The following is a 14445-nucleotide window of genomic DNA, read 5'->3' as shown; positions in this document are numbered from 1 at the left end:
GAACCGACTCCCCGCGGCGGCGAAGGGTTGCCCACGAAGTGTGTGGAGGGTTGGCAACGGATCGGCACGGGCATTAAAGTGATATCACTTTGCTAGGCACTTAGTAGCTACTCAGGCGCCCAGGTGCCTGAGTACGTGAAAACGGAACAGCCATAGAGAACGGGGAACCCCATGACCAGTAACGACCACACACCGGCAGCCGAGGACAGCGCCGCCGACGTGCCCGCGATGCCGGAGCCCAGAGTCCGGGAGTTCGCCGCGCACTCCATCGGCGGCGGCCTCGCGCTGCTGCTCGGCCTCCTCGGCCTGGCCGGCGGCGCCGCCCTCGTGGTGTGCGCCACGTTGCTCGACTCGGCCGGGCTCAAGGCCACGCTGATCGTCGGCGGCATCGTCATCGCCATCGCCGCGTTCCTCGCGATGTGCGGACTGAACATGGTGGCGCCGGGCGAGGCCCGCGTCGTCCAGCTGTTCGGCCGGTACCGCGGCACGATCCGTACGGACGGGCTGCGCTGGGTCAACCCGCTCACCTCGCGCGTGAAGATCTCCACCCGGGTGCGCAACCACGAGACGGCCGTCCTCAAGGTCAACGACGCGTACGGCAACCCGATCGAGCTCGCCGCGGTCGTGGTGTGGAAGGTCGAGGACACCGCGCAGGCCTCGTTCGAGGTGGACGACTTCCTGGAGTTCGTCTCGACCCAGACCGAGGCGGCCGTACGGCACATCGCGATCGAGTATCCCTACGACGCGCACGACGAGGAGGGCCTGTCGCTGCGCGGCAACGCCGAGGAGATCACCGAGAAGCTGGCCGTCGAGCTGCACGCGCGCGTGGAGGCGGCCGGGGTGCAGATCATCGAGTCCCGCTTCACGCACCTCGCGTACGCGCCGGAGATCGCCTCGGCGATGCTGCAGCGCCAGCAGGCCGGTGCGGTGGTCGCGGCGCGGCGGCAGATCGTGGACGGCGCGGTCGGCATGGTCGAGGCGGCGCTCGCCCGGATCACCGAGCAGGACATCGTGGAGCTCGACTCCGAGCGGAAGGCGGCGATGGTGTCCAACCTGATGGTCGTGCTGTGCGGGGACCGCGCGGCGCAGCCCGTACTCAACACCGGGTCGCTGTACCAGTGAGTCCGTCCGACACCGGGGACCCCACCCCGCGGCGCAGGCCGCAGCAGCAGCGCAAGCAGGTGCTGCTGCGGCTCGATCCGTCGGTTCACGATGCGTTGGCGCGCTGGGCGAGCGACGAACTCCGCTCGGCCAACGCCCAGATCGAGTTCCTGCTGCGCAGGGCACTCGCGGAGGCGGGCCGCCTGCCGGGCGAGGCCGGCCCCATCCCTAAACGGGGTCGCCCACCGAAGTCGCCCTGAAGGGGCACGTATACACCGAGGGTATACACGCGATGTATAGTCCGACACATGTCGATCCCCCACACCCTCCTCGCACTCCTCGAATCCGGCCCCCGCCACGGCTACGACCTGAAAAAGACCTTCGACGAGAGATTCGGGCACGACAAGCCGCTGCACTACGGCCAGGTCTACTCGACGATGTCGCGGCTCCTGAAGAACGGCCTCGTCGAGGTCGACGGCGTGGAGGCCGGCGGCGGCCCCGAGCGCAAGCGGTACGCGATCACCGACGCGGGCGTCACCGACGTCAAGACCTGGCTGGCGACGCCGGAGAAGCCGGAGCCGTACCTCACCTCGACCCTTTACACGAAGGTCGTCCTCGCCCTGCTCACCGGCCGGGACGCCGCCGACCTGCTCGACACCCAGCGCGCCGAGCACCTGCGGCTGATGCGTGTCCTCACCGAACGCAAGCGCAAGGGCGACCTCGCCGACCAACTGATCTGCGACCACGCCCTGTTCCACCTCGAAGCCGACCTGCGCTGGCTGGAACTGACCGCCGCGCGCCTCGACAAGCTCGGAAAGGCGGTCGGCGCATGAGCATCGCCACCGAGGGCCACACCCGCCCGGCACCCGCGGGCTCCCTGCTCGTCGCGGACGGCCTGCGCAAGACGTACGGCGCCACCGCCGCCCTGGACGGGGCGGACTTCTCCATCCACCCGGGCGAGATCGTCGCCGTCATGGGCCCCTCCGGCTCCGGCAAGTCGACGCTCCTGCACTGCCTCGCCGGGATCGTCACGCCCGACTCCGGCACCATCACGTACAACGGCCGTGAGCTGAGCGCGCTCGGCGACGCGGACCGCAGTGCGCTGCGCCGCTCCGAGTTCGGCTTCGTCTTCCAATTCGGCCAGCTCGTACCCGAGTTGACCTGCGTGGAGAACGTGGCCCTGCCGCTGCGCCTGACCGGTATCAAGCGCAAGCAGGCCGAGCGGACCGCGCTCGGCTGGCTGGAGCGCCTGGAGGTCGACGACGTGGCGGGCAAGCGCCCCGGCGAGGTCTCCGGCGGCCAGGGCCAGCGCGTCGCCGTGGCCCGCTCCCTGGTGACCGGCCCCCGGGTGCTGTTCGCCGACGAGCCGACCGGCGCCCTCGACTCCCTCAACGGCGAGCGCGTCATGGAGCTGTTCACCGAGGCCGCCCGCGCCACCAACGCCGCCGTCGTCCTCGTCACCCACGAGAACCGCGTCGCCGCCTACTCGGACCGCGAGATCGTCGTACGCGACGGCCGCGCCCGTGACATGGAGCGCGCCGTATGAACACCATCCGGACCTGGGCGCGCGACCTGGGGCTCGGCGTGCGGTTCGCCGTGAGCGGCGGCCCGGAGGGCTGGGTGCGCACCGTACTCACCGCGATCGGGGTCGGCTGCGGCGTCGCTCTGCTGCTCGCCACCACGGCCGTCCCCGGCGCGCTCGACGCCCGCTCCGCGCGCAGCGACGCCCGTACGGACGTGCTGTTCAGCTCGGAGCCGATGGCGAGGAGCGACCGCACCCTGGTCGTCGCCCACACCGACACCGAGTTCCGGGGCGCGGACATCCGCGGCCGGGTCTACCAGCCGGAAGGGCCCGACACCCCACTGCCGCCCGGAGTCTCCGCGTACCCGAAACCCGGCGAAGTGCTCGTCTCGCCCGCGCTGAAGCGGCTGCTCGACTCCGGCGACAGCGCGCTGCTGCGCGAGCGGATCGACGCGAAGGTCGTCGGCACCCTCGGCGACGACGCCCTGCTCGGGCCGCACGACCTCGTGTACTACAAGGGCGCCGACGACCTGAAGCCGTCGGCGTACCCCGTCGAGCGCATCGACGCCTTCGGCACCGACCAGCCCGAGGAGGGCATGGACCCGGTGCTCCTGCTCCTCACCCTTGTCGTCTTCGTCGTGCTGCTGATTCCCGTCGCGGTGTTCATCGCGGCGGCCGTACGGTTCGGCGGCGAGCGCCGCGACCGCAGGCTGGCCGCGCTCCGGCTGATCGGCGCGGACAGCCGTACGGCCCGCCGGATCGCCGCGGGCGAGGCGCTCGCCGGGTCCGTGTTCGGCCTGGCCGTCGGCGCCGGACTCTTCCTCGTCGTACGGCAGTTCACGGCCCGCGTCGACCTGTTCCGGGTCAGTGTCTTCCCGCACGACCTCGACCCGTCGCCCGCGCTCGCCCTCCTGGTGGCCGTGACGGTGCCGGCCGCCGCGGTCGCGGTGACCCTCTTCGCCCTGCGCCGCGTGGTCATCGAACCCCTGGGCGTCGTCCGCACCTCCGCGCCCCGGCGCCGGCGCCTGTGGTGGCGGCTGCTGCTTCCGCTCGCCGGGGCCGGACTGCTCGCCCCGATGATCGGGCAGGGCGACAGCAACGGGAACTTCAACCAGTTCATGGTCACCGGCGGCGTGGTCCTGCTCCTCGTCGGCATCACCGTGCTGCTCCCGTGGCTGGTCGAAGCCACCGTGGCCCGGCTCGGCGGCGGCGGACTCTCCTGGCAACTGGCCGTCAGACGGCTCCAGTTGAGCAGCGGCACCGCGGCCCGCACGGTCAGCGGCATCGCGGTCGCGGTGGCCGGAGCCATCGCCCTGCAGATGCTGTTCGCGGGCGTCGACAACGACTACACCCGCTCCACCGGCGAGGACGCGAACCGGGCCCAGATGTACCTCTCCCTGCCCCCGGCCACCGACACGCCCCGCCAACTGAAGGCCACCGCCGACGAGTTGGCGCGCACCGAGGGCGTGACCAGGACGACCCCGCCCCGCACCACGATGGAGGCCGGTGAACGCAAGGCCGACCCGGAGGAGTCCATGACGGTCACCGTCGGCAGTTGCGCGGCCCTGCGCGAAGTGGCGCAACTGCCGTCCTGCCGCGACGGCGACGCGTTCGTGGCGACCGACACCCCATACGACACCTCGACGCCGAAGCTCGCCAAGTCCGGGCGGACCGTGTACCTCGACCCGGCGTACGACACCTTCGAGGGCGCGGCCGTACCGATGCGGGTGCCCGCTGATCTGCGCGAGGCCAAGCCCCGCAAGGACCCGCTCGGCGACAACACCGGCGGCCTGCTGCTGACCCCGAAGGCGTTCCCGGCGGGGACGGCCGTCCCGCAGCGCGGCGAACTCTTCGTCCGGCTCGACCCGTCGGCCCCGGACGCGGCCGAGTACGTACGCAATGTCGCCACCCACGCCGGCCCGGTGATCGAGGCCCGCACCCTCCAGTCCTCCCGGCAGAGCGACCGCTTCGCCCAGATCCGCAACGGCCTGTTCATCGGCGCGGTCTGTGTGCTGCTGCTGATCGGGGCGAGCCTCCTGGTGTCCCAACTGGAGCAACTGCGCGAACGCAAGAAGCTGTTGTCAGCCCTGGTCGCCTTCGGTACGCGACGCCGCACGCTGAGCCTGTCGGTGTTCTGGCAGACCGCCGTACCGGTCGGGCTCGGCCTGGTGCTCTCCTGCGTGGTGGGGCTCGCGCTCGGCTCGGTGCTCCTGAAGATGGTCGGCCAGAAGGTGACGGTCGACTGGGCGGCGGTCGCGGGGATGACCGGGGCCGGGGCGGCCGTCGTGCTGCTCGTGACCCTGCTCAGCCTGCCGCCACTGCTGCGCCTGATGCGCCCGGACGGGCTGCGCACGGAGTAGCCCCGCAGGGGCGCTCTTTTCAGGGGCGCGGGGAACTGTGCGAGCAACCCACGACGGGCCGCACCCGGCAACGAAGCGAACATGGCAGACGCGTCTGCCGTCGACGCGCCGTCGGCGAGTGCCGCGCCGTCGTGGCTGATCGCGCCCACGCGGCGGAGCCGCAAATGTCACAGCCCCGCGCCCCTGGTGGGGCACGACTAGTGGGGCACGACGCGTACCGGGAGGGCCGACATCGCCTCGCGCAACTCCCCCGCCAGCTCCTCGTACTCCGCACCGCGCGCCGCGCCCGTCCGCATGGCGAGGGCGATGCGGCGGGTGGGGGCGGGCTCCGCGAAGTACCCGGTGAGGAGCTGGCTGGAGCGGCTGGTCTCCACCTTCACCGCGCTCCGCGGCAGCAGCGTCACCCCGAGCCCGCCCGCCACCAACTGCACCAGCGTGGAGAGCCCGGCCGCCGTGGTGGTCACCGGCAGCTCCCCGCGCCCGGCCTCCCGGCAGATGTCGAGCGCCTGGTCACGCAGGCAGTGCCCCTCGTCGAGCAGCAGCAGATTCAGCTCCCGCAACGCCTCGCGCGGGATGCCCTCCCGGCCGCCGAGCCGATGGTCAAGCGGCGTGATCAGTACGAAGTCCTCGTCGAACAAGGGCAGTTCGGTCACCCCGGGCACCCCGAGCGGCACGGCGAGCAGCAGCAGATCGAGCCGCCCGGCGAGCAGCCCCTCGATCAGCGACGCGGTCTGCTCCTCGTGCACCTGGAGGTCGAGCTCCGGATACCGCTCGTGCACCAGGCGCAGCACGCTGGGCAGCAGATACGGCGCCACGGTCGGGATCGCGCCGAGCCGCAGCGCCCCGGTGAACGGCCCGCGCACCGCCTCGGCCTCCTCCATCAGCCCGCCGACCGCTTCGAGCACGTCCTTCGCCCGCCCCGCGAGCCGCTCCCCGGCGGGCGAGAGCAGCACCTTGCGAGTGGTGCGCTCAAGCAGCTGTACGCCCAGTACGTCCTCAAGGGCGGACACGGCCCCGGACAGCGCGGGCTGGCTCATCCCGATCGCGGCGGCCGCGTCCCGGAAATGCAGATGCTCGGCCACCGCGTCGAAGGCCCGCAACTGCGCGAGCGTCGGCTGCTTCCCGCCACGCCCCACACTCGCCTTACTCCTCTTACTGACGGTCACTGATAACCACCTCCGATCAACGGGACTGAGTCTAGCTATTCCCGCGATCAGGGCTATTTCCCGCCGACAGCGCCAAAGCGGACGAGACGGGGCTCCGCTCGTACAGCGCGCCGGAGCGGCGGCCGAAGGGAAGGCCGTCCAACTCAGGCTGCCGTACCGGCCCCATGGCCAGCACCCCGAGCGCGAGTCTCCAGGTGCCCCTGCGCCAGCCTCCGCGCCCTGCGCCGGCCCAACAGAACCGCCGCCACGGAGACGACGGCGAGCGTCACCGTCGCGATGTCACCGACACCGAGAGTGACGACTGCTAGTGCCACGATGCCGATCAGCAGGGACCGAAGAACCACGGAATTGGCGCTCTCCTCCACGGCGGAAGCCGGATGAATCGCGCGCGCTCGACCCTGCTCCGCGAGTTCGTGATCCGCCGGTACGAGTGCGCCCCCCGGCAGCTCGACCGAAGCATCCGCGGTCTCCAGCCACCCTGAGAGGTAACGCTGCCCCTCCAGGACCAGTACCGCGTAACCGACCGAATTCAGGTAGGGAAGCTGCCGAGTGGGGCGGCGCCAGTAGACGTGGCCACTCGTTCCATCCACCGCCTCTGCCAGGGGTGTGGGGTCGACGATCTCGTCCAGGTACAGGTCGAGCTCACCGAACTCCGCACTCGCCATACGCAGTCGCGGCTTCAGTTGTCCGGCGACAGAAGCGGACGGCGGGCGCTCGTCGCGGGCTACATCCACGCCCGACACGGAGACGGGCACTACGTGAAGCACGCCTTGCTGCCGGGAACGGTGCAGGCCACTCACAGGATCGGAGCGCCAGCGCCCGAACATGTTCATGAACCAGCAGAAGCCGATGCCACCAAGAGTGAGGAAGATCGTCCAGAGGTCCGCCCGGCCACCGGTCTTCTCTTCGAGGACCTGCCGGTCACCGACGAGGAAGCCCAGCTCGGGCGACGACGGCGCGAAGAGCACCCAGACATCCGCTCCGGCCTGCGGCTTGTCGTCTGAGGACAACTTCACCTCAGAGGTCTTCGCCTCCTGATCGAAGGGGACGGACACCCGCACGGTGGAGCTGTAATGGCCGGTCCGCTGGCTTCTCACGTACTTCGTGGACAGGACCTTCTCAATCTTGGTCGTACGCAGGGAGGAGCCGGCATCGACGATCTCCCACGCCGCAGGTGTCGGAGAGAGGGCCGCGTAGGCCACCAGAAACACCGGCACCACCCAGGACCAAGCCGCGAAGCCGACCCACGCGTTGCGCTGGTCCACCCACCAGAGCGTGCCTTCCCCACGGGAACCGATCGGGCTGCGCCGGAGCGACAGCATGCCGACGGCCGTTGCGACGGCTGCCAACACGAGGCAAGCGAAGAGATCCCACCGGGGAGGGCGAGTTGAGGGTTGGAGGAGGACGGCGGCGGCCGTAGCCAAAGCGCTGAGACCGAAGACGACCATGCAGCGGCTCAGAGTGCGGGACCTTGTCATCATCCGAAGTCTTCCGCAATGCTGCGCTGCTGACGACCAAACGGCGTTGTGGGCTCCGCCTCACCCTTTCCCTTGGCCTCTTCCTCACTGGCGGCGAGCTCACCACCGGCACCCGCCAAGCCGGCTCCCACAGCGCCACCAGGCACCTCGATGGCAAAGTCGGGATTGATGCCACGCTGCCCGTATCTCGAGGAGTCCCAGTTCGGGTCAACATTCGGAGACGGATTGTCGGCGAGATCCTGCCGATAGTGTCCGGCGCCTCCCACCGCGGCTCCGCCGATCGCTCCGCCTACCGCGTTGATCAGGGCGTTCTTCCCCCATTCCGGGTCCTCGTCCGTCGTGAGCGCCGTGTGGCCATCGACAGCAAGTCCGCCCGCCACATTGCCGACGACTCCTCCCGTGATGTTCTCAGTGAGGTGCTTGGCAAGGTTTCCCGGAGGGCTGGCCATCCCGTCCATGATGTTGGCGACCTTGCCGGCCGCTCCTGCGCCCGCAGGTGTTCCGATGCCTGCGGCAAGCCCGCCCTGCCAGGTGGCTTCCCACATCTTCGCGCCGTCGACCTTCTGGCCGGACAGGCCAGCTCCGATCAACGTACCGCCAGTGTTTCCAGCCCAGTTGACGAAGAAGCTGGCCGTGAGCTTCACCATTTTGCCGGCTTGCTGGTAGGCGCGGATTGCTGCCGCGATACGACGCAGCAGGGCGCCGAGGCGAGCCGAAATGCGGATCGCCTGTGTGGCGAGTCGAGTGACATTCGCTGCGGCCGCACCACCCGCGACGCCGAACGACACGAAGGACAGCGCCACTCCGACACCGATCGAGACCCCGATCTCGGCGTAGATCGAGTGAATCTCTTCGTTGACGGTCTCGATCTGATCAGCAACTTCATCGAGCTGCTTGGCGATGTCGTCGTACTCTTCGACCCCGTCTTCGACGGCGGCTTTGAACTCACGCCAATGCTTTCGGAAAGCCTCCGCAGCTTCACCACGCCACGTATGACCGACCGTGTCCTCGACATTTCGGTCCAGCGCCTTGAGCAGACCGCTGTCGCCGGCGATCTCGGCCTTGAGTTGCCGCCAGGCCTTGGCCGCCTGCCTCAGTTCCTCCGGCTCGCCACCAGGGTTGACGAGTTCCAACCCAAGCTCGACGAGCTCCTCCGCACCCGACTCCTTACCGCTCACTTGTCTCCCCCCGACCCCTTGCCGAAGAGCACCGCAGTGTTCTCGTCATTCACCTCGGTGTTCTTGTTGACCTTCCTCAACGCGTCAGCGATGGCGTCGAGATGCTCATGCACAGCCTTCATCGCCGCGGCTGCGGTCGTCGAGTACTCGATGTAGGCGTTTCTGACCTCATCTGATTCCGTGAGCAGGCCAAAACCATCAGAAATCGCCTCTTCGCCGGTCTCATCCTGGAACTTCTTGAGATAGGCGCGCAGGTCGTACGCCTGCAGCTCGAATTTCTTGGCCATACTCCGGCCGACTCCGTCTGCGTAGTACGGCGCGTCATCTGACATTTGCTACTCCTCTGCGCAGTCGACTCGCGAGAGCCGATCAGTTCGATTGAGCTCGAGGCCCTGTGCACCGGCGCGGCCCCGTCGATCCAGAGACCCTGTAAATCCACGAACTGCGGGTCTTGCCCGCGATTTGGTCACCTTGAACCCTGCCGCGCCCCCCGCCAACTCCCGCCTGCCCGACTCATTTTGTCTCACGACGCCGAACGCATCAGCCTTGCAGCAAGCCCTGTGGAACGATCAGCACCTGATCGTTCCAAAATCGGCACGGAACGGCACGGGACAGCACGACACGGAACCGCTCACGTATTACGCAACCATCGAGAAGCGCCTGCGACGCCCGTCGCCCCACTGATCGCTACTTCCGATCAAACAGTCTCGATCTTCCTATTTCCCTGATCAATCTCAACCATGACACCGTGACTCCCGTCCAACCCCCGCGTAAGCCCAAAAGGGGACTTACGAAGCACATAGGAGAGCGCGTGCTCACTGTCGGTGACAAGTTCCCCACGTATGACCTGACCGCCTGCGTGTCGCTGGAGAGCGGCAAGGAGTTCGCGCAGATCGACCACAAGTCCTACGAGGGCAAGTGGCGCGTGGTGTTCTTCTGGCCGAAGGACTTCACCTTCGTCTGCCCCACCGAGATCGCCGCCTTCGGCAAGCTGAACGACGAGTTCGCTGACCGTGACACCCAGATCCTCGGTGTCTCCGGCGACTCCGAGTTCGTGCACCACGCCTGGCGCAAGGACCACGCCGACCTGCGTGACCTGCCCTTCCCGATGCTCGCCGACTCCAAGCACGAGCTCATGCGCGACTGCGGCGTCGAGGGCGAGGACGGCTTCGCGCAGCGTGCCGTGTTCATCGTCGACCAGAACAACGAGATCCAGTTCACGATGGTGACCGCCGGTTCCGTGGGCCGTAACCCCAAGGAGGTCCTGCGGGTCCTCGACGCCCTGCAGACCGACGAGCTCTGCCCGTGCAACTGGTCGCAGGGCGAGGACACCCTCGACCCGGTCGCGCTCCTCTCCGGCGAGTGAGCGGGACTGACTGACATGGCTCTCGACGAACTGAAGTCCGCCATACCGGACTACGCCAAGGACCTGAAGCTGAACCTGGGTTCGGTCATCGGCAACTCCGACCTGCCGCAGCAGCAGCTGTGGGGCTCGGTGCTCGCCTGCGCGATCGCTTCGCGTTCCCCGCGCGTGCTGCGCGAGCTGGAGCCCGAGGCGAAGGCGAACCTGTCGCCGGAGGCGTACCAGGCCGCGAAGTCGGCCGCCGCCATCATGGCGATGAACAACGTCTTCTACCGGACGCGCCACCTGCTCTCCGACCCGGAGTACGGCACGATGCGCGCCGGCCTGCGGATGAACGTCATCGGCAACCCCGGTGTCGACAAGGTCGACTTCGAGCTGTGGTCCCTCGCCGTCTCGGCGATCAACGGCTGCGGCCAGTGCCTCGACTCGCACGAGCAGGTGCTCCGCAAGGCGGGCGTGGACCGCGAGACGATCCAGGAGGCCGTGAAGATCGCAGCCGTCCTGCAGGCGGTTGGGGCGACCCTGGACGCGGAAGCGGTTCTCGCGGATTCCGCTTCGGTCTGATCCGCTCAACTCCCCGGAGGGGCCCTGCCGGTTGGCAGGGCCCCTCCGTCTTACCCGAGCAAATTGATACGACGAAGCTCCCCGCCCGGGGCCGAACCCGGGTGGGGAGCTTCGTGTTGGTCAGGCCGCTGACCGCTTCTTGCGCAGCAGCAGGAAGCCGCCGATGAGCAGACAGAGCAGGCCAACAATCGCGCCGCCGATACCCACGGCGAGTTGACCGGTGTTCATAGTTGCGTTACGGAACTTCTCGGTACCGGTGGGCTTGGCGAAATGCTCCTCGCCCTTGTACGGCTTCACGGCAGTGTCGATCTTCGGCGGGTTGCCGACCGCCCGTACAGCCGCCGCGGCGTTGATCTGGCCGGCGCCGACGAAGGCGTTGTGACCGCCCGGCGGGTGCTTGGCGGTACGCATCAGGATGGCGCGGACCTGCGCGGGGGTGAGGTCCGGGTTCTCCGCGACCATCAGGGCGGCGACGCCGGAGGCGAGCGCGCCGGCTGGCGAGGTGCCCTGGACGGGCCGGTAGCCGCCCTCCAGATTGGCGCTGATGATGCCGACTCCGGGGGCCGCGATGGTGTTGTGGGTGCGGACCGTGGAGAAAGAGGCGCGGCTGCCGTCCTGCTGGGTGGCGGCCACGGAGATGACGGGGGCCAAACCGGCCGGGTAGTTCCCCTCGTTGCCTTCCTCTGCACTGTTGCCTGCCGATGCGAGGATGGTGACACCTGCCTGTACGGCACGACCGACAGCGGCCAGTTCAGCGCCGCTGAACTCCGCGAACATATTTCCGCCGATGGACATGGAGATCACGTCGGCGCCGTTCTCAACGGCGTAGTCGATGCCCTGGGCGACCGGGTGCTTGCCCTTCGGCCGCACTGGCAGGTCGTGATCCCCGACTTCGTCGCTGGTGACCCGGGCGGCAATGATGTCAGCCTTGGGAGCGACCTTCAGCACGTCGGAGGCCATCGCGGTGCCATGGACGCCGTAGTTCGGGTCGCCCGGTTCCAGGTCGTCGTACTTGCTGTAGAAGTCGGGGCCGATGTCCTTCACTCGCCCCTTGAGCGCGGGGTGGTTCTCGTCGATGCCGGTGTCGAGGACAGCGACGGTGACGCCTTCACCCTGGCTGCTGCGGTGCGCGGCGGACAGACCGAGTGCGGCCGACTCCCAACTGGTGGGGGTCTTCTCCGCGGCGGCGGCCGGGGCAGCGCCGGTGAGCAGCGCCGAGCCGAGCAGCCCGGCGAAGGCGGTGACAGTCACGGCGTAGCGCAAGAAACGGGTCTTCACGAAGCCTCTCCCATCACTCGCGACAGGTGTCCGCTGACGAATGTCTCCACCAGGTTCCTGGCGTTGCCGCTCCAGGAGTCGCGGTCGGCGTCGAGTCCGCCCTCGAACTCGTCGGGCAGTTCGCCCGCCACGTGTCCGTCGACCGAGCCGACGGTGACGCCGACGGCGTACGGCACGGTCTCCTCGGGGACGGCCATCATCCAGGCGCCGTTGCGTGGCCATTTGTCGGCGATGGTGCCGGGAACCTGGTACGGGCTCACAGCGCCATCGTCGTACATGTTGTCCTGCCAGGCCTTGGCCACCTGGTACTTGGGGCCGGTCTCGGGTGCTCCCTCGGGGAGGACCACGACGGCGAGGGTGGCGACCATGTTGGCGGTAGGGTCGACGTAGGTGGCGCGCAGGACGGCCTTGCAGTCGTTGTCCTTGGCCGCCTTGAGAGTCTTGTACGTGAGTCCCTGCTCGCAGTCCGTCTTGGGCGAGATGCCGACGCGGTGCCAGACCGCCCTCTTGGGGTCGTAGGGCTTGGCTCCATATCCGGCGACACCGGCGAAGGTCTTCGGGAAGAGCTTCTCGACCGGCTCGTTACGCCACAAGTCGTTGCCGTACGCCTCGTTGGGCATCTGCTGCTGGTGGTTGCTGTAGGCGTTGCCACCGATCACGAGGCCGACGATCATGAAGAGTGCGCCCGCGGCGCAGAGGATGCCGCCGAACACCTTGCGGCCGACGCCTCCACCGGGAGGCGTCTGGTGCGGGTAGGGCTGCCAGGGTGCCTGGCCAGGCAGTGGTGCTCCCACACCGGGCGGCATCGGCGGCTGTCCGGGCGGCGGCACAGCTGGCATCGCCGGCTGCTGTCCGTATGGCTGCGCGCTGCCCGGTGGACCGGGCGGCGGGTACGACATATAGGTCCCTCTCCCGACAAGACGTGTTCCAGACGGGGAGAAGTGAGCCCTCCGCGTCAGACAAACATCAGCCCAAGCTTTACGGGCATGTCAAGTCGCACAGGCGGGCGAGGAATTGACTGCGTCACTGCCTGTTCAAGTTCGGTGAACGTCCTGTATCGAGCTCGTGTTAATGCCGGCTGCCACGGTGTCGGCCCGGTCGTGGTCAGGCCGAGGGTGCGCCCGGCGCGGACGTCGGTGCGACATCCGCGACGGTGGCTTCGTGCAGCGGAGGGGAGTTCCGCAGCGCGTTCTCGGCGGCATGAGCCCGCAAGTACCCCACCACCGTGTTCACAACAGCCACGAGCGGCACAGCCACCACCGCTCCGCCGATCCCGCCGACCATCCCGCCGCACGCCACGGCCAGCACGACCGCCAGCGGATGCACCCGGACCGCCCGGCCCAGGATGAACGGCTGCAGTACGTGGCCCTCGATCTGCTGGACCGCGAGGACCACGATCAGGGCCATGAGTGCGGTGAACACGCCCTGCGTCACAAGCGCCACGACCACCGCGAGCGCGCCCGAGATGACCGCGCCCACCAGCGGGATGAACGCGAACAGGAAGATGAACACGGCGAGCGGCACGGCCATCGGTACGTCGAGGAAGTAGATGCCGATGCCGATGAAGATGGCGTCGATCAGGGCGACGACCACCGTGCCGCGGACGTACGCGGTGAGGGTGCGCCAGGCCTTGGGGCCCGCGCCCGCCACCCCCGGCCGGGCCGGTGCGGGGACGAGCTTGAGGGTCCAGTTCCAGATCCGCTTGCCGTCGTAGAGCAGGAACAGCGTCGAGAACATCGCGAGCAGTATGCCGGTGAGGAACTCGACGACCACGGTGACGCCTTCGAGGCCCGCGGTGGTGATCTCCTCGGTGTTGGTGCCGACGGCGTCGCGCAGGTTCTTCGCGATGTCCTTGATCTGGTCCTCGGTGACGTGGAACGGGCTCTCAAGCAGCCACTTCTGGAGTTCGTCGATGCCCTCCTGGACGCGCTCGGCGAGGGTGTCGATGTTCTCCATGACCTGCCAGACCACGAACCATCCGACCAGGCCCATGATGACGAAGCCGGTGATGAACGCGACGGCGGTGGCGAGGCCGCGCGGCAGTCCGAGCGAACGCATCCTGCGGACGGCCGGCTGGAGCAGCGCGGTGATGAGGAGCGCGGCCAGGAAGGCCATCACGACCAGCTGGACCGAGGTGATGGCGCGCGCCAACACCCAGAGCGCGGCGGCGAGTACGAGCAGCCGCCAGCCGGCCTCGGCCGCGACGCGCAGCCCCCAGGGCACCGCAGCCACCGGATCGGGCCGGGCGGCGACCGCCGGCGCGTAGGCGGGCGGTGCGGGTACGTGGTCGCGCGGAGAGTCGGCCGGAGCGTCGGGCGGAGAGTCGGGCGACGCGGGCAGGTCCGACGCGTGGTCCGCGTCGTCCGGCTCGCGCTCCGCGGCTTCGCGGCGCTCGTCCAACCGCTCTCCCATCCGGGTCAGTCGAGCCCCTACCC

The 14445-nt window shown here is 68.8% G+C and carries 14 protein-coding genes; 7 read left to right on the top strand and 7 right to left on the bottom strand.

What is annotated here, in order from left to right; genetic code table 11:
* The first annotated feature begins 171 nt into the window (after nucleotides 1-171).
* The 5 genes from GUY60_RS08095 to GUY60_RS08075 are packed head-to-tail and all read left to right on the top strand — an operon-like array spanning nucleotide 172 to nucleotide 4983.
* Nucleotides 172-1122 carry an SPFH domain-containing protein gene (locus tag GUY60_RS08095; RefSeq protein ID WP_161695330.1) on the top strand — a complete coding sequence of 317 codons (951 nt, stop codon included), beginning with the start codon at nucleotides 172-174 and terminating at the stop codon, nucleotides 1120-1122.
* On the top strand, nucleotides 1119-1361 hold the full coding sequence (locus GUY60_RS08090; protein ID WP_161695328.1) for a type II toxin-antitoxin system antitoxin: 243 nt from the start codon (nucleotides 1119-1121) through the stop codon (nucleotides 1359-1361). Before GUY60_RS08095 ends, GUY60_RS08090 begins: the two co-directional genes overlap by 4 nt.
* A gap of 48 nt (nucleotides 1362-1409) precedes the next feature.
* On the top strand, nucleotides 1410-1934 hold the full coding sequence (locus GUY60_RS08085) for a PadR family transcriptional regulator (protein ID WP_161695326.1): 525 nt from the start codon (nucleotides 1410-1412) through the stop codon (nucleotides 1932-1934).
* A complete protein-coding gene (locus GUY60_RS08080) occupies nucleotides 1931-2647 on the top strand; it encodes an ABC transporter ATP-binding protein (RefSeq protein ID WP_161695324.1) in 717 nt (238 codons plus the stop codon). The genes GUY60_RS08085 and GUY60_RS08080 overlap by 4 nt, the downstream gene beginning before the upstream one ends.
* A complete protein-coding gene (locus GUY60_RS08075; protein ID WP_161695322.1) occupies nucleotides 2644-4983 on the top strand; it encodes an ABC transporter permease in 2340 nt (779 codons plus the stop codon). Before GUY60_RS08080 ends, GUY60_RS08075 begins: the two co-directional genes overlap by 4 nt.
* A 197-nt stretch (nucleotides 4984-5180) precedes the next feature.
* Here GUY60_RS08075 and GUY60_RS08070 read toward each other — a convergent pair whose 3' ends face one another.
* From GUY60_RS08070 to GUY60_RS08055, 4 genes are all read right to left on the bottom strand, one after another.
* Complete coding sequence (locus tag GUY60_RS08070) at nucleotides 5181-6119, bottom strand: hydrogen peroxide-inducible genes activator (RefSeq protein WP_161695320.1); 939 nt, start codon at nucleotides 6117-6119, stop codon at nucleotides 5181-5183.
* Nucleotides 6120-6292: 173 nt separating this feature from the next.
* Nucleotides 6293-7501, bottom strand: coding sequence for a hypothetical protein (locus GUY60_RS08065; protein WP_161695318.1), 1209 nt, complete (start codon nucleotides 7499-7501; stop codon nucleotides 6293-6295).
* Nucleotides 7502-7626: 125 nt separating this feature from the next.
* Nucleotides 7627-8805: a WXG100 family type VII secretion target gene (locus GUY60_RS08060; RefSeq protein ID WP_161695316.1), complete on the bottom strand. Its 1179-nt coding sequence runs from the start codon at nucleotides 8803-8805 to the stop codon at nucleotides 7627-7629.
* Complete coding sequence (locus tag GUY60_RS08055; protein ID WP_246234475.1) at nucleotides 8802-9137, bottom strand: hypothetical protein; 336 nt, start codon at nucleotides 9135-9137, stop codon at nucleotides 8802-8804. Before GUY60_RS08055 ends, GUY60_RS08060 begins: the two co-directional genes overlap by 4 nt.
* 479 nt (nucleotides 9138-9616) lie before the next feature.
* Between GUY60_RS08055 and GUY60_RS08050 the strand changes: the two genes are divergently transcribed.
* On the top strand, nucleotides 9617-10171 hold the full coding sequence (locus GUY60_RS08050) for a peroxiredoxin (RefSeq protein ID WP_161695314.1): 555 nt from the start codon (nucleotides 9617-9619) through the stop codon (nucleotides 10169-10171).
* Nucleotides 10172-10186: 15 nt separating this feature from the next.
* Nucleotides 10187-10732, top strand: coding sequence for an alkyl hydroperoxide reductase (locus tag GUY60_RS08045; RefSeq protein WP_161695312.1), 546 nt, complete (start codon nucleotides 10187-10189; stop codon nucleotides 10730-10732).
* A gap of 120 nt (nucleotides 10733-10852) precedes the next feature.
* Here the strand turns inward: GUY60_RS08045 and GUY60_RS08040 are convergent, their stop codons facing one another.
* The 3 genes from GUY60_RS08040 to GUY60_RS08030 form a co-directional block, all read right to left on the bottom strand.
* Nucleotides 10853-12010, bottom strand: coding sequence for a S8 family peptidase (locus GUY60_RS08040; protein ID WP_161695310.1), 1158 nt, complete (start codon nucleotides 12008-12010; stop codon nucleotides 10853-10855).
* On the bottom strand, nucleotides 12007-12849 hold the full coding sequence (locus tag GUY60_RS38840) for a hypothetical protein (RefSeq protein WP_161695308.1): 843 nt from the start codon (nucleotides 12847-12849) through the stop codon (nucleotides 12007-12009). The genes GUY60_RS08040 and GUY60_RS38840 overlap by 4 nt, the downstream gene beginning before the upstream one ends.
* Nucleotides 12850-13114: 265 nt before the next feature.
* Nucleotides 13115-14445 (bottom strand): AI-2E family transporter (locus GUY60_RS08030; protein ID WP_246234473.1); only part of this gene is annotated, 1331 nt, incomplete at its 5' end.

This window comes from Streptomyces boluensis (genome assembly GCF_009908195.1).
In the GTDB taxonomy this organism is placed as follows: Bacteria; Actinomycetota; Actinomycetes; order Streptomycetales; family Streptomycetaceae; genus Streptomyces; species Streptomyces boluensis.
This window is presented reverse-complemented; position numbering and strand designations above follow the sequence as displayed.

Bases quoted from the DNA above. Each gene is read 5' to 3' on its own strand.
- GUY60_RS38840 (WP_161695308.1), bottom strand. From the start codon at position 12,849: ATGCCAGCTGTGCCGCCGCCCGGACAGCCGCCGATGCCGCCCGGTGTG.
- GUY60_RS08085 (WP_161695326.1), top strand. From the start codon at position 1,410: ATGTCGATCCCCCACACCCTCCTCGCACTCCTCGAATCCGGCCCCCGC.
- GUY60_RS08055 (WP_246234475.1), bottom strand. From the start codon at position 9,137: ATGTCAGATGACGCGCCGTACTACGCAGACGGAGTCGGCCGGAGTATG.
- GUY60_RS08080 (WP_161695324.1), top strand. From the start codon at position 1,931: ATGAGCATCGCCACCGAGGGCCACACCCGCCCGGCACCCGCGGGCTCC.
- GUY60_RS08075 (WP_161695322.1), top strand. From the start codon at position 2,644: ATGAACACCATCCGGACCTGGGCGCGCGACCTGGGGCTCGGCGTGCGG.
- GUY60_RS08045 (WP_161695312.1), top strand. From the start codon at position 10,187: ATGGCTCTCGACGAACTGAAGTCCGCCATACCGGACTACGCCAAGGAC.
- GUY60_RS08095 (WP_161695330.1), top strand. From the start codon at position 172: ATGACCAGTAACGACCACACACCGGCAGCCGAGGACAGCGCCGCCGAC.